The sequence below is a fragment of the Bacteroidota bacterium genome, assembly GCA_018692315.1.
Lineage (GTDB): Bacteria > Bacteroidota > Bacteroidia > Bacteroidales > JABHKC01 > JABHKC01.
In genome coordinates this window covers 1-15,723 of the sequence record JABHKC010000098.1, presented here as the reverse complement: position 1 = coordinate 15,723, position 15,723 = coordinate 1, and the positions used below count along the sequence as shown (strand labels likewise).

Annotated in this window: 8 protein-coding genes; 3 read left to right on the top strand and 5 right to left on the bottom strand. The window is 33.5% G+C overall.

Translation table 11 applies throughout. The features are described from left to right. Nucleotides 1–131: 131 nt before the first annotated feature. Together HN894_08015 and HN894_08010 are read left to right on the top strand one after the other, a co-directional pair. Nucleotides 132–1,190, top strand: a complete 1,059-nt coding sequence (locus tag HN894_08015) for a flippase-like domain-containing protein (GenBank protein MBT7143269.1) — start codon at nucleotides 132–134, stop codon at nucleotides 1,188–1,190. A gap of 35 nt (nucleotides 1,191–1,225) precedes the next feature. After that, the gene (locus tag HN894_08010; protein ID MBT7143268.1) at nucleotides 1,226–2,101 is read left to right on the top strand and encodes an LD-carboxypeptidase; all 876 of its coding nucleotides are present in this window, start codon (nucleotides 1,226–1,228) and stop codon (nucleotides 2,099–2,101) included. A gap of 55 nt (nucleotides 2,102–2,156) precedes the next feature. Here the strand turns inward: HN894_08010 and HN894_08005 are convergent, their stop codons facing one another. The 5 genes from HN894_08005 to HN894_07985 all read right to left on the bottom strand — a co-directional run bounded on the left by HN894_08005 (nucleotide 2,157) and on the right by HN894_07985 (nucleotide 9,727). Further along, a complete protein-coding gene (locus tag HN894_08005) occupies nucleotides 2,157–5,264 on the bottom strand; it encodes a T9SS type A sorting domain-containing protein (GenBank protein ID MBT7143267.1) in 3,108 nt (1,035 codons plus the stop codon). A 316-nt stretch (nucleotides 5,265–5,580) separates the two neighbouring features. Then, nucleotides 5,581–6,438, bottom strand: a complete 858-nt coding sequence (lipA, locus tag HN894_08000; GenBank protein MBT7143266.1) for a lipoyl synthase — start codon at nucleotides 6,436–6,438, stop codon at nucleotides 5,581–5,583. Between the two features lie 62 nt (nucleotides 6,439–6,500). Further along, a complete protein-coding gene (locus HN894_07995) occupies nucleotides 6,501–8,321 on the bottom strand; it encodes an ABC transporter ATP-binding protein (GenBank protein ID MBT7143265.1) in 1,821 nt (606 codons plus the stop codon). A gap of 28 nt (nucleotides 8,322–8,349) precedes the next feature. Then, nucleotides 8,350–9,126 carry an amidohydrolase gene (locus HN894_07990; GenBank protein ID MBT7143264.1) on the bottom strand — a complete coding sequence of 259 codons (777 nt, stop codon included), beginning with the start codon at nucleotides 9,124–9,126 and terminating at the stop codon, nucleotides 8,350–8,352. A 58-nt stretch (nucleotides 9,127–9,184) separates the two neighbouring features. Next, on the bottom strand, nucleotides 9,185–9,727 hold the full coding sequence (locus HN894_07985) for a glycerol acyltransferase (protein ID MBT7143263.1): 543 nt from the start codon (nucleotides 9,725–9,727) through the stop codon (nucleotides 9,185–9,187). 381 nt (nucleotides 9,728–10,108) lie between these two features. Here HN894_07985 and HN894_07980 point away from each other — a divergent pair, with 381 nt between their 5' ends. Next, nucleotides 10,109–15,025 carry a PKD domain-containing protein gene (locus tag HN894_07980; protein MBT7143262.1) on the top strand — a complete coding sequence of 1,639 codons (4,917 nt, stop codon included), beginning with the start codon at nucleotides 10,109–10,111 and terminating at the stop codon, nucleotides 15,023–15,025. The last annotated feature ends 698 nt before the right edge of the window (nucleotides 15,026–15,723 follow it).

Below are 15,723 nucleotides of genomic sequence, written 5' to 3'. Positions count from 1 at the left end.
CTTGAAGCAGTTAATAATTAATATTGTTTTTGTAGAGATTGTATCCATTTAAAAATGCACTATACATTTTTCAATTTATTACAATTTTTGTAAGGATAAATATTTATTTTTGCACAATATAATTTTATTGAATGACTGATAATACTCCACAATTACTGAAAAAAGTTCGTATAAACAAAATAATCTATCCTATGCTAATCGGATTGATTGTTGTTGCCTTTATGCTTTATCAGGAATTTGATGTTGAAGCCATTTCAATAATTGAATTTACAAGATATTCAGTTTTGTGGCTTTTGGTCTCGCTCATAATGATGGCTGTGAGAGATATTGGCTATATGATTAGATTGAGAGTGCTTTCGGATAAATCGCTAAATTGGCGAAAAACATTCAACATTATAATGCTGTGGGAATTTACTTCAGCAGTTACTCCTTCGGCAATTGGCGGAACAAGTATTGCAGTTTTATACATAAACAAAGAAGGATTAAGTGTAGGAAGAAGCACGGCGGTTGTGCTTACTACCTCTTTTTTAGATGAAATATATTTTTTGATAATGTTTCCTCTTTTGTTTCTAGTTGTGCAAATTTCAGAATTATTTTCGATTGGCGAAGTAGGAGCAGAGGTTATTTCGTTCACAAATGAATTTTTCTATTTTGCCGTTGTCGGATATTCATTGAAACTGGTATATACTATTTTCTTGAGTTATGGGCTGTTCGTAAATCCGAGAGCAATAAAATGGTTGTTGTTGCAGGTTTTCAGATTGCCCTTTTTACGGAAGTGGCGGCAACAAGCAAATCAGGCAGGATCAGATATAATTGTAACTTCAAAAGAATTAAGAACTAAATCGATAAGTTTTTGGGTAAAAGCATTTTTTGCTTCCTTTCTGTCCTGGACATCTCGTTTTTGGGTTGTAAATAGTTTGTTGTTAGCATTTTTTGTAGTGAACGATCATTTTTTAATATTTGCACGTCAATTGGTAATGTGGATAATGATGCTGGTGAGCCCAACGCCTGGTGGTAGCGGATTTGCTGAGTTTGTTTTTTCGAGATACCTTGCCGATTTTATTCCTCTTGGATTTGCCGTTTCAATGGCTCTTTTATGGAGATTAACAACTTATTATCCTTATTTGTTTATAGGTGCATTTATTTTGCCACGATGGATTAAAAGCAAGTTTTCTAAGAAAAAAGAATAATTCCATCTTTGAATAATTGAATAATTCCATCTTTAATGAAAACACCCCCATATTTGAAAAAAGGCGACAAAATTGGAATTGTTGCACCTGCTCGCAAAATTTCATATGAAGAGCTAATTCCAGCAATCAGTTTTTTTAAAAAGGAAGGATTTGAAGTAGTATTGGGGAAAAATATTTTTCAATCGGAAAATCAATTTTCTGGAACAGATAAACAACGTGCAGCAGATTTTCAGGAAATGATTGATGACATTTCTATTAAAGCTATATTTAGTGCAAGAGGTGGTTACGGGACTATTAAAATTATTGATTATTTAAATTTCGAGAAATTTGTCAAAAATCCAAAATGGATTGTCGGATACAGCGACCTTACTGTTTTACATTCGTTTATTCATGAAAAATTAGAGATTGAAACTCTTCATGCTACCATGCCAATAAATTTTCCAAATGATGAAACAATCACAATTTCAATGGAAAAAATGATGAAAACTTTGAAGGGCGAAGATTTGAAATGCGATTTTCCAAAACATAAATTTAACAGAAAAGGGACATGCACTGCCCCGGTAGTCGGTGGAAATTTATCGATTTTATATAGCCTGAGAGGTACAGATTTTGACATTTCATTAAAGAACAAAATATTATTTATTGAAGACCTCGACGAATATCTATATCACATAGACAGGATGATGATGAATCTGAAAGTTTCTGGAAAATTAGCCTCTCTAAAAGGTCTTATCGTTGGCGGAATGGACGATATGAACGATAATAATATTCCGTTTGGAAAAAGTGCATATGAGATAATTGCCGCAGCTGTAAGTGAATATGAATATCCTGTATGCTTTGCTTTCGATGCGGGACATTCAGAACCAAATTTACCAATAATTTTTGGTAGAGAAATTGAAATGAAAATTTGAAAATAAAAAAGCCCCATCCAGTTTAGGATGGGGCTTCCCATTATTATAAAATCGTTTATTTATTTACAATGAATTTTGTAGAATATTTTTGATTTTCAGTAGTAAGAATTAAAACATAAGTTCCGGATTTCAAATCTTCAACATCAAATGAATAGTTGTGATTTCCTTTAGTTTGATTGTTTATAATTTCAGATTTTACAATTTGTCCATTCAAATTATAAACATTTATTGAAATTTCACTTCTTTCGTTTAAGTAAAATTTTACCGTAGCAAGATCACTTACTGGATTTGGGAAAACAGTAATTTCAGAAACTGCGATAGTACTGTAATCATCAATTTCTTTAATAGCTGTAGGTCCTGCCATATTTTCGGCTCTGAAAAAACCTCTGCCATGAGTAGCAGCATAAATATAGCCGTGATTATTTATTAATGGTTTCCATCTGTTTTCTTGAATTTGCTGACGTAGCATAAAAACAGGAACATTTGCAAATCCATTAGGATTTTGATCAACCCAAACCGGTTCATCAGCAGTAATATCTTCGGTTGAGTAAACTCCAAATTCGGTTCCAATCATTACTTGGGCACCATCTTTCCAATTCAAAATGGCTGAATATACAGGCATAAATGGCAGATTACCTTGTTTCTCAGAAAAACTAACATTGTTGGCAGGTGATTGTGTAGCATTGGATGAATAATAAATATGCACACCTTCGCCATATCCACCGATAGTAACTACTATATTTTTAGCATCGTTCGGATCAATTGAAATACTAGTAACTGTTGTATTGAATGATTTTAATAGGGAAGTTTTTATTACGTCAGATGAATCGTTATTATATTCGGCAGCTTCTCTGGCATATAATAGACCTGAGACTCTATATACTCTGTTGTTATCAGTTGAAAAATAAATATAATTTCCATCTTTGGAGATAACAATGTCTTGAATTTCACCAAAAGCAGATCCGTTGTAATTTTCAGGGAGAACCTGATACCAGGCTGGAGCAGGTAATGCTGCAAAATTTAGAGCCTGACGAGTAACCCATAATTTCCCTCCATCGCCGCCATTCGAACCATTTCCGTTTAGTCCAACTGCAAACAATGACTGATATGTGTCTTTTACCCAAATTGTATCTGAGGGTAATAATTGTTCTGAAAGTGTAAAATCAAGTGGGAGATCATTTGTTAAACTTTCGGTAGTTAACATATCATCTGCTGGGAATGTTACTGCACACGACAATGTGAGAACATTTTGCTGACTATATGAAATTGTAGTATCAATAGTAGCGTCAGGATGATTTGCCATAAGTTCGGCATAAAACTCGTCCCAATCTTGAAAGGTGCTGAAAAATATTGTGTCGTTTATGTACGATACATAATCGTTGCTATACTCATCGTAGAATGATTCCCAAAGAGCAATTGGTGTAACAAAACAGCCTCCTCTTGGTCCTCCGTCTGATGTTCCAATGTTATGTTTTCCTGAAAGGTTACTTGAATAGAAACTTCCGTATCCTTCAGTTCTAAAAGCTGAACGAAATAAATCTCCAAAATATAATGTTGAAAAAGAAATATCTGGATCCAATTCTGAAATTTCTGCATATCCGCCATCACCTCCGGTTACTTCTACCGAATTTTGGTCTGTATTCCCTAAGAAGTCAATATATTGTGTTCCATTATCTTGAGTTCCACCAATAACTCGTCCATCTCCTGATATACCAACAGCATAGAACTGAACGGTGTTATAATTTTTATTCATAGTTTGCCAATATTCACCGGCGTAATCCGAACGGTGTACTCCACCATCTGAAGATATGTAAACAATTTTATTGTCTGTTCCATTATAATTTGGGTGAAATTCTATTGCATGTTGATCTGCATGAACATATAACAAGCTGGAAGTTTCAAAATACCATTCAGTTTTAGCTTCCCAATAGAATTCGTCGGTGCCTTCTTGCGATGTTCCTTTATAAACATTTCCTTGTCCACCAACTAATACGCTGTTTTTATCGTCTGGATAAACTGCAATTACAGCATCATATTCTCCTTGATCTCCAAGTGGTTGAAATTCTGCATAACCACCTTGTCCTACTACATTCCATGAAATACCTTTATCTGTAGATTGGTATATATTTTCTAAAGTACCGCCTGGTTGAGCAGCAAGACAGTATATGAAATTAGGATCGCTTGGAGCAAATGCAAATTCCATTCTGGAAATTCCTGAGTTTGGAAGCAAAAGGCTATCTGTATTTCCTGAGATTTTTGTGAATGAACGTGAACTACCATCAGCAGAAATATATCCTTTATTTCCAACTGCTGCAATTACAGTTCCGTCTGAGGCTACAGCAACATCTTTTGAAAGATCTGAAACATTTATTTGGCTGGTTTCTGATATGAAAATTGGATTCGACCATGAATCTCCTGCATCATAGGAAACAAGCAAGCCTCGAGTAGTCGAAGCATAAATTTTATTTGCGTCAGTAGGATCGGCAGCAAGTTCGCTAACTGTGCTAAATGCTGCATTTACTAATGCAGTATCTTCGGCAATATTTTCAACATATGTTGAAGGTAATCTGTTGAAACTTAATCCACGATCGGTCGATTTCCAAATGCCTTGTCCTCTCATTCCGTTTGTTGCTGTGGTATTTCCATAATAACCAGCAAAAGCACCTTCGCCTGTTCCAACATAAATGTCGCCGTTAGCAGCCTGACAAATTGAGGCAACAGAAAGATTTTCGGCAAGATCATTATATTTAGACCATGATTGGCCGGCAGTAGTAGAAATCCAGATTCCGCCTGCAACGCCACCTGCAATCATTTTGTTTGGGTCGTCTTTGTCTATCAGTAAAGCTCTCGTTCTTCCTCCAATATTGTCGGGACCCATTTCAACCCAATTAAGGTTGATAGAGGAAGTTCCTTTTTGCAAACGCATAGCTTTAACTTTTTGCTCTGCTTCTCTAACTTTCGCTAAATCAACTATTCCTTCTTTATTGCCTGCTTTTCTTAGATTCAACCATTCCATAGCTGCTTTAATATTTTTGCTTTTATGGATTTTTGAATCGATACGAGGAATATAATGTGGGCTAACATTGATATTCGAACTGGCGAGATAGATGATACCTCCCAATATTGCTACTGCAAAAACTAATAGTAGATGAATTTTCTTCATAATTATTTTTATTAATTTTACATCAAAATTTCATAATAAATTCAGCTATAAAAGTACAATTTTTTTTTTAAAAAAAACATTTTGAAGTTTTAAACCGTAATTATTAAATAATTTTGTAAGATGTTAATTTTCTTAAGTTTAAGATTGAATTATTTAGTTTGGAAATGTTAGTTTTTATCTAAAAATAGATTGACAAATAGAAATTGACAAAATTAGCTATACTTTATTTTATAATTTTGAAAATCAAACAAGAAATACATCAACAAAAACTAAAATTAGATTTTTTTGATTTAGTGTTTTATTTTATGTCGAATATCTAAAATAGATGACTTTCGGCATGATAGGAAGATCGGACCAATGGACCACTTTCAACAATTTTAAACCCTTTTTTCAATCCAATATTTTTGTATTCGTCGAATTTTTGGGGTGTTACATATTCTTCCACAGCCAAATGCTTTCTTGTTGGTTGAAGATATTGTCCAAGAGTAAAAATCTGACATCCAACCTCAAGCAAGTTGTCCATTGTTTTTAAAATTTCGGACTGAGTTTCGCCAAGTCCAAGCATTATACCTGATTTTGTTAAAATCCCAGCTTCTTTTAAAGTTTTCAAAACACTCAAGCTTCTTTCATAGTTTGCCTGATTTCTGACAAGTTTATTAAGCCTTTCTACAGTTTCTAAATTGTGAGAAACAACCTCCGGTTTAATATCTATAATTTTTTTAAGACTTTCTATTTTAGCTTTGAAGTCGGGAATCAAAGTTTCGATAGTAGTGTTCGGATTTTTTCGCCTAATTTCTTTGATTGTATTCACCCAAGCTGAAGCTCCACCATCGCTAAGATCGTCTCGGTCAACCGAAGTTATTACGCAATGTTTCAAATTCATTGTCTTCACCGATTGTGCAATTTTTTCGGCTTCGGTTTCGTCAATGGGTTTAGGTTTTCCGGTTTCAACCGCACAAAATTTACACGATCGTGTGCAAATATTCCCAAGTATCATAAATGTAGCTGTTCCGCTTCCCCAGCATTCTGCTCGATTTGGACAATTTCCGCTTTCGCAAATAGTATGTAATTTATTTCTTTTAACTATTTCTTTAATAGGAGCATATTCTTTTGTTGAGGGAAGTTTTATTTTAAGCCAATCTGGTTTTTTGTCTGATACTCTTTTTGAATTCATGTTAATAAATTGGGTATTTTTTTGAAAAAGATATTTTTGGAAAATTGATTTAAGACTTGATTCTATGAAAACATTTGAAGGTCGTGAAGCTTCTTATAATTTCCATTGAGTTGAATTAAATCTTTGTGTTTGCCTCGCTCAACAATTTCACCTTGGTGCAGAACGCATATTTCATCGGCAAATTGAACGGTAGATAATCTATGAGCAATCACAATTGAGGTTCTATTTTTCATTAGATTTGTTAGGGCATCTTGCACAAGGCGTTCCGATTCTGTATCGAGAGCTGAGGTTGCCTCATCGAGAATTAGTATTGGTGGATTTTTTAGAACCGCCCGAGCAATGCTGATTCTTTGTTTTTGTCCGCCCGAAAGTTTGTTGCCTCTGTCGCCGATATTCGACATATATGAATTTTCTGTAGTTTCAATAAAATTGTGAGCGTTTGCAACTTTGGCAGCCGAAATTACTTGCTCCGAACTTGCATTTTCAAAACTAAAAGAGATATTATTGAAAATGGTGTCATTAAATAATATTGATTCTTGATTAACATTTCCCATTAAATTCCGAAGATCAACAATTTTATAATCTTTAATCGACTGTCCATCAATAAGAATATCTCCTTTCGACACATCATAAAAGCGAGCTAACAAATCTACCAAAGTTGATTTCCCAGAACCAGACTGTCCTACCAAAGCAATTGTTTTTCCTTTTTCGATTGTTAGATTTATGTTTTTCAAGACATTCTCAGTATCATATCTGAAGTGCACATTTTTGTAAACTATTGAAGATTTAAATTCTTTAATTTCAAGGGGATTCTCTTTTTCAACAATTGTTGTTTCAGCTTCAAGAATTTTTTCAATTCTTTCGGAAGAAGCCATCCCTTTTTGAATGTTGTAGAAAGCAGATGTTAAAGCTTTTGCCGGATTTATTATTTGAGAAAAAATTATGATAAAACCAATAAACTCTTGCGATGATAAGCTACTTTGATTGTTCAAAACCATTGAGCCGCCATACCACATAAGTATTACAATAACTATTGTCCCCAAAAACTCGCTTAAAGGAACTGCCAGATCTCGCCGCCGCCACATCGAAATCATTATTTTGGTGTAATCATGGTTTTCATCTTCGAATTTCTTTTTCGATTTTTTTTCGGCATTGAAAGCTTTAATAATGCGTAATCCAGATAAAGTTTCTTCAATTATTGTGAGCAAAACTCCCATTTTGGTTTGGGCACGAAATGATTTTTTTCTAAGACTTTTTCCAATACGACCAATTAAATATCCGGTTACCGGAAGCAATATTAAAACAAAAAGAGTAAGCTCGAAACTCATCACAAAAAGTGCAACAATATATATTATAATTGTTATTGGAACTTGAAAAAGCACATCTATCGAACGAATAATTGATACTTCAATTTCTTGAACATCGTTAGTTATTCGGGACATAATGTCGCCTTTTTTCTCATCAGAGAAATATGATAATTGAAGATTTAGAATTTTATTGTAAATTTTGTTTCTAATGTCTTTTACCACACCATTTCGAAGAGGTGCCATTATATATTTCCCAAAATAAAGAAATGAAGTTTTCAGAAGAACAAATATTACCATAATTATAGACACAAAAACCAGTGCAGCTTTCGCTCCTTTTTCTATAATTATTTGACTCAAATAATAGTTGAAATTATGTTGCATGGATTCCAAATTGAATTCGAATACAACTTTTTCAGTAATAAGTTCTTGATTTTCAAAAAGTATCCCGAGAAAGGGAATTGCCATTGTAAACGAAAACAATCCGAAAATTACTGAAAGCAAAATGAAAATCATATTCACACTTGCATTTTTCCAATACGGGAAAATATATTTTAGGATTTTGTAAAACTTCTTCATTGATATTCTTCAAAAAATTTTCTGAAACTTATGATATTTCAAATTTATCTGCATCTAAATCTACAGGAAAAGATTTTCTGAAATCATTCAGTTCGTTTAGAGATATTTCAGTACTTTCAATATATTCTTCATTTTCCATCGATTTCGTCAGTTTGTTTCCTTTTGGATCGAAAACGACAGAATTTCCAGAAAATTTTGTATTTCTGTTATCTTTTCCAATTCTATTTACACCTATAGCATATGCTTGATTTTCAATTGCTCGTGCTTGCAATAAAGTTGTCCAAGCATGTTTTCGCACTTCTGGCCAGTTTGCAACACAAACCATGGCATCATATTTTTCAGTATTTCGGCACCACACAGGAAATCGCAAATCGTAACATGTTATCAACAAGAATTTCCATCCCTTAAATTCAACAATTTGCCTTTTATTTCCGGGAGTAAAATGTTCATGTTCGCCCGACATTCGAAACAAATGTCGTTTATCGTAGAATTGATATTTGCCATCTGGTTTCATCCAAATATGTCTGTTGTAATAATTTTTGTCTTCCTCAATTATTAAACTTCCAACAATACTAGATTGTTTTTCTTTCGCTTTTTGATGCATCCAGTTCATTGAAACATCATTCATTGGTTCTGCAAATTTTTTCGATTGCATTGAAAATCCGGTGGTGAACATTTCAGGCAAAATTATTATATCGACCTTTTCCTCAGCTTGAGAGATTTTGTCTGAGAAATTTTTTAGATTTTCTTCTCTATTTTCCCAAACTAAATCTGATTGTATTAATGTGATTTTTAGTTTGTTCATTTTTCTTAATTTTATTTTTTTTGTAGAAAACCTATGTTTTATTATATTTTTTAAATGTCTATTCTGCCGAAAATTTTTCGGGATGCCTGGCACAAGCGTTTTTATAAAAGCTTTTCAGCGTTTTCATGTCGGCTTCAATATCGTCGGTTGTTTCAAGTTTTGTAAAAAATCCAATTTCTTTAGTTTTATAGTTTATTTTTCCCATGTAAATTGGAACATTCGACCTTTTTGCAATTAAATAGAACCCACGTTTCCAGCGTTTTACTTTTTTTCTGGTGCCTTCGGGTGCTACGGTCAGGAACAATTCATCTTGTTCGTTGAAAAGTTTTGCTACTTGCTGAATTGTATTATTTTTTCGCCCTCTATCAACGGGTATTCCGCCGAGTTTTCTTAAAATTCCGCCAACAGGAAAGAAAAAAAACTCCTTTTTAATTAGAAAAAATATTTTTTTGCCCGAGGCTAAATAGCTAAGTCTGCCAATTATAAAATCCCAATTACTTGTGTGTGGAGCTGCAATTATTACACATTTTTTTTCTTGAGGAAGAGAACCAACTGTTTTCCATCCAATCAGTTTAAGAAGTAATTTTCCTATTAAAATCATAATACTCTATTGTTAAAAAAGTCTTCAAAAGTATGTAATTATTCTATGAGAAAAAACAAATTGTAGTTCCTTCTGAAATAGAATATAAATTCACGCAATCAGAAAATGTTACGAATATATTTGCAATTATTCAAATAATTCTATTCAGTAGGTGTTATTGAAAATTTTGAGAATAATATAAAAATGTTGTTGAAACTTAAGAATAATTTCTTATATTAGCTAATTTATTTAGACATATATGATGAAACAATTTTCAATTTGCCAATAGACGTAACCTATGCCAATAACACTTTGTCAATATTAAAGCCTTTGTATAAAAAATGAAATAGATGATGTAAAATACACTTTTCTTAAAATATTATTAACTAAAACCTTATGATTATGAAACAAATTAGACTTTTATTAGTGATTTTATTAATTTCACTCAGTCAGCTATCTTTTTCTCAAACCTACTTTTATCTTAACAATTTGCTTATTGCACCATCTAATCCAACTACGGCTGATGCAGTTTCTCTAAGTTTGTCAGGAAATTTGTCTTCCACCGATATTGTAGTTTATGATGTATATGTTAGCATCTCTGGTTATAATGTGAATGTAGATGTATCAGTTGGATCTACCGGTATGGGACTTACAGTTTTGGTTCCTTACACAAGCACAGTTTTGCTTGGAAATTTGCCTGCCGGAATTTATAATGTCAGTTTTTCGGGAAATTATGTTGGTGATTATATTCCGCTAAATCAGAAGATATTTACGGTTACCGAACAAACTTCTAATTGTCAAGCCGATTTTGTGTTTTCCCCAGATACATCCTTGCAGCAACCTCTAAGTTTAGATGTATTTAATTTCTTCGATATGTCAAGTTCTGCAAATGGAATTGCAAGTTGGTATTGGGATTTTGGAGATGGGACAAGTTCTACCTTACAAAATCCTACTCATGGATATATAAATTTGATGCCAGGGATTTATCCAGTATGTTTGACAATTACAACTTTGAGTGGATGTACAAGTACTTTTTGCGATACTATTTTTGTTGGAATTATTCCGAACAATTGTATGGCCAATTTCACTTATTATATTGACCCAAATACAGTAAATCCAAATATTTTAAATTTTGTTGATGCTTCAACAAGCACAGGATTTTCAATAAGTAGTTGGCTCTGGGATTTTGGCGATGGAACAACTTCAACAATGCAAAATCCAACTCATACTTTTTCAGGACAGGGAACATATAATGTTTGTCTGACAATAATGTCGTATAGTTCAAATGGAAATATTTTGTGTACGTCAACAAATTGTGAAATCATCACAATTGGAAATCCACAAAATTGCCAGGCCGATTTTTATTATTATATTGATTCAACAACCAGCAATCCGAATACTGTGAATTTTGTGGATATGTCGATACCTGCAAATAATACAATTTCATGGCAATGGTATTTTGGCGACAACACAAGTTCTACTTTACAAAATCCAGTTCACACATATAGTAGTTCAGGACCATTTTCAGTTTGCCTGACAATTACTGCTGCAAGTTCATCAGGCATTATTTGTACAAGCACTTTTTGCGATACAATCTTTGTTGGAACAATTCCGAACACTTGTATTGCAAACTTCAATTATACTTATTCCTCAACAGGAGCAAATGTTTTTAATTTTATCGATGCTTCAACAAGTATTGGATTTCCTGTAAATAGTTGGTTTTGGGATTTTGGAGATGGAGCCATATCAACTTTACAATACCCAAATCATATGTTTTCGGCACAGGGAAATTATAATGTTTGTTTGACGATTACAACAGCAAATTCAATAGGTATAGTTGGATGTACAAGCACATATTGTGAAATTATTACAGTAGGAAATCCGCAAAATTGTCAAGCTGATTTTTATTATTATATCGATTCAACAACAACAAATCCGAATATTGTAAATTTTGTTGATTTGTCAACCCCTGCAAACAATACAATTTCATGGCAATGGGATTTTGGCGATAACACAAGTTCTGCTTTACAAAATCCGGTTCATACTTATTCAGGTTCGGGTCCTTTTTATGTTTGTTTATCTATAACTGCTGCAAGTCCAAATGGCATTGTTTGTACAAGCACTTTTTGCGATACTATTTTTGTTGGAATTATTCCGAACAATTGTATGGCCGATTTCACTTATTATATTGACCCAAATACAGTAAATCCTAATATTTTAAATTTTGTTGATGCTTCAACAAGCACAGGATTTTCAATAAGTAGTTGGCTCTGGGATTTTGGAGATGGAACTACTTCAACTATTCAAAATCCAATTCATACATTTACATATCCTGGAAATTACAATGTGTGTTTAACAATTGTGGCTATTGATGTAAATGGAAACCTTCAGTGCTCTAACACTTATTGTGAAATGATAGCTGTCGGTAATTCTCTAAACTGTCAAGCAGATTTTTATTATTATTTTGATTCAACTATAATGAATCCGAACATTGTTAATTTTGTAGATATGTCAATACCGGGAAGTACGATAATTTCATGGCAATGGGATTTTGGGGATAACACGATTTCAACATTACAAAATCCGGTGCATACATTCCCGGGAATAGGTTCTTACAATGTATGTTTGACTATTGTTGCAGCAAGTCCTGGAGGCTCTTCATGCACTAACACATTTTGCACTGTAGTTATAATTGGAAATCCTCCGATTTGTGAAGCTGAATATATTTATTATCCATTAAATATGCCTGTTCTCAGTATGGATTTTTTCCAATTTATGGATATGTCTCAACCTGCAAGCGATATTGTAAGTTGGTACTGGGATTTTGGCGATGGACAAAGTTCTACTGACCCAAACCCATCACATGGATATTTCAATATGATTCCCGGTATCTATAATGTTTGCCTCACTATTACAACTGTAAATGGGTGTAGCGATACCTACTGCGATTCGATTTTTGTAACAGTAGTGCCCGGAAATTGCATTTCAGATTTTGGATATTATCCTGAAACAACTGTAAATTGTTTGAATTGCTATCAATTTATTGATTCTTCAGCAACTATGTCTCCGATTATTTCATGGTTCTGGGATTTTGGCGATGGAACTAACAGTCTTGAGCAAAACCCGATTCATACATTTCAATACACCGGATCATTTTATGTATGTTTGACAATAACTACAGCAATTGGGTGCTATGACACTTATTGCGAATATATTACAGTTGGTTCATCAGGAAATTGTCAGGCTGAGTTTATAGCATTCACGGATTCTGTGTTTTCGCCAATTCCTGAAATAATCCCTGTTGTTTTTGTCGATATTTCTCAATCGCCCACACCAATCATAAGCTGGTACTGGGATTTTGGCGATGGACAAACTTCAACAGACCAAAATCCAATTAACAATTATTGGTTGAGCAATTGGGGCTATAATACTGTTTGCCTGACAATTACTACGGCAGACAATTGCACGAGTACATTCTGCGAAACAATATATGTTGGATATAATCCATGCAACATTACAGCCACTTTTGTGGCAACTAATGTTAGTATTTTTGGAGGAAACGATGGAGCAATTGACCTTGTTGTTACCGGCGGGACACCACCATATTCATTCCAATGGAGTAATAATCAGACTACTGAAGATATTTTCAATCTAACTGCAGGTATTTATTCAGTAATAATTACCGATATTGCAGGATGTGTTTTAACCATGTCCATTGTCATCTCTGAGCCATCAGTAAATGTGGCTCCCTGGACTTTTACAATAACTGCAAATAATCACACTATACTTATTCCTGAGCAGGCATCAATCATCATTGATGGTAATCCGGCACTTGTTGGAGACTATCTCGGTGTATTTTACGATTCCTTAGGCACTCTTGCATGTGCAGGTTATACTTTATGGACAGAAGCAACAACTTCTATTACCGTTTGGGGCGAAGATGTAGGAAACGATGGTATGGCTGCCGCTGAAGAATTTAAATGGAAAATATGGCAAGCAGCTACTGGTGTGGAAACCAATGCAGTAGCCACTTACGAAACTGTTGGTTTTCCAAATACAGGATATTTCGTTACGAACGGAATTAGTGGGATCGCAACATTAGCGGCAACAAGCTATCAAAGTCAAATACTTTCATTTCCTGATGGTTGGAGTATATTCTCAACTTATATAATTCCAACATTTCCGAATGTCGATAGTGTTTTTACTTCCATTTCATCAAATGTAATTATAGTGAAAAGCGGTTTGGGGATGATATATTGGCCACTTTATAATTTGAATAGTATTGGTGATTTGGCGATTGGCGAAGGCTATCAAATAAAAATGGACACAAGCAAAACATTAGAAGTTATGGGAGTGGCTGTTGTGCCGGAACTGACCCCGTTAAATGTTGTCGCAGGATGGAGCATAATTGGTTATCTAAGACAATCTGCTGCTCCAATTGCAGACATGTTTAGCCCAATAGTAAGCGAAATTGTGATTGCAAAAAATTATCTTGGATATATTTATTGGCCAACTTATAATCTGAATTCTATAGGAAATATGAATCCGGGTGAAGGCTACCAAATAAAACTTGAAAATGCAGTTCAGTTTTCGTATCCGGCTAATACAAGCAGTTTTTCAAAATCAGATGTGAATGTCAAAAATCCAAAACATTTTACAGATGTTCTTAACACCGGACACAACATGACATTGTGTATTCCATTGAATGTAATAGAAGAAAGTGTGGCTTTTGGAGAGGCATTTTTTCCACAAATCGGCGATGAAATTGGTGTTTTCACAGAATCAGGAAAATTGGTTGGTGCCTCGGTTTTCGAAAATGAAAATACATATATTACAATATGGGGAAACGATGATTACTCCATTGAGACCGATGGATTAATTGATAATGAAAAATTCTCTATTAAAATTTGGCAAAATAATTCAGTAGAATATTCTGTAATGTCAAACGAAAAAATTGTAGTAATTCACAATTGGATTGAAGGGAATAACTCTTACGAGACAAACAAAATTGCAATAGCCGGCAGAATGAAAATTTTAGATTTCAACAAATCAAATTTGCATTTACAACTGTTTCAAAACTATCCAAATCCATTCTCCAAATCCACTGAAATCAGATTTTATATTCCACAAAAATCTTATGTACAATTGATTGTTTATAATATTTTAGGTGAGATCGTTGAAAAAGTTGTTTCAAAAGATATGGAAAAAGGATATCATTCGATGATTTTTGAAAATATCAATTTGCCGGCAAGTCGCTATTTTTATAAGCTTATTACACAGGAAGGTAGCAAAGTTAAGCAGATGAGTATTGTTAAATAATCGGTTTGGAAACAGAAAAACTATAAACTTTTGAATTTTAACCGCAATATTCCAAAACATAAAACTTTTTGGCGTTTTGCGGTTATTTTTTATCCAAACATTGATAACTAATAAGAGTTTGACAGTATTAGTAAATTTTATTTCAAATACCGCTTTCGTCCCACTTGAATTTATTGCCTGTTATATACTCGTGCTTGTTTTTCGGTTAGAGTTTGAGCAGCCATTTTCTATGACAAGTTTTGGCTCTGCAATGGGCTTTTTGAGGAACTTGATCCCTAATGGTTTTGTGAAGTATGGTTACAAATAGTTGGAGTTAAAACTTCCTTTCGTCTTTTAGTTTCCTGCCATTTGAGATAATCAAAATTTCTTCCCAATAGTCCACATTTTTTGACTTATCAGAATTTGCATAGGTATTTTCATACATCTTTTTAACAGATTCTCTTCCGTGTTTTAACCCAACTTGAGCATTTTTCCAAAATTAATAAAATAATGAAAATTTTATCTATCTGATAATTAGGCATATGACGTTATACAGAATCGTTCTAAATACCATAATGTGCAGATATACAGTTATATAAGTAATTGGTGTCCGTTGTAGTCCCAGAATATCATCTTATTTAGAACTATTCTAAATAATATTTTGTTAACTTTGCAACTTGAAATTTAGTTCGTTGAAAATATTGAAATTACAAAATCCG

Coding starts and splice junctions, on each gene's coding strand:
- HN894_08010 (MBT7143268.1), top strand. CDS start 1,226: ATGAAAACACCCCCATATTTGAAAAAAGGCGACAAAATTGGAATTGTT.
- HN894_07995 (MBT7143265.1), bottom strand. CDS start 8,321: ATGAAGAAGTTTTACAAAATCCTAAAATATATTTTCCCGTATTGGAAA.
- lipA (MBT7143266.1), bottom strand. CDS start 6,438: ATGAATTCAAAAAGAGTATCAGACAAAAAACCAGATTGGCTTAAAATA.
- HN894_08015 (MBT7143269.1), top strand. CDS start 132: ATGACTGATAATACTCCACAATTACTGAAAAAAGTTCGTATAAACAAA.
- HN894_08005 (MBT7143267.1), bottom strand. CDS start 5,264: ATGAAGAAAATTCATCTACTATTAGTTTTTGCAGTAGCAATATTGGGA.
- HN894_07980 (MBT7143262.1), top strand. CDS start 10,109: ATGAAACAAATTAGACTTTTATTAGTGATTTTATTAATTTCACTCAGT.
- HN894_07990 (MBT7143264.1), bottom strand. CDS start 9,126: ATGAACAAACTAAAAATCACATTAATACAATCAGATTTAGTTTGGGAA.
- HN894_07985 (MBT7143263.1), bottom strand. CDS start 9,727: ATGATTTTAATAGGAAAATTACTTCTTAAACTGATTGGATGGAAAACA.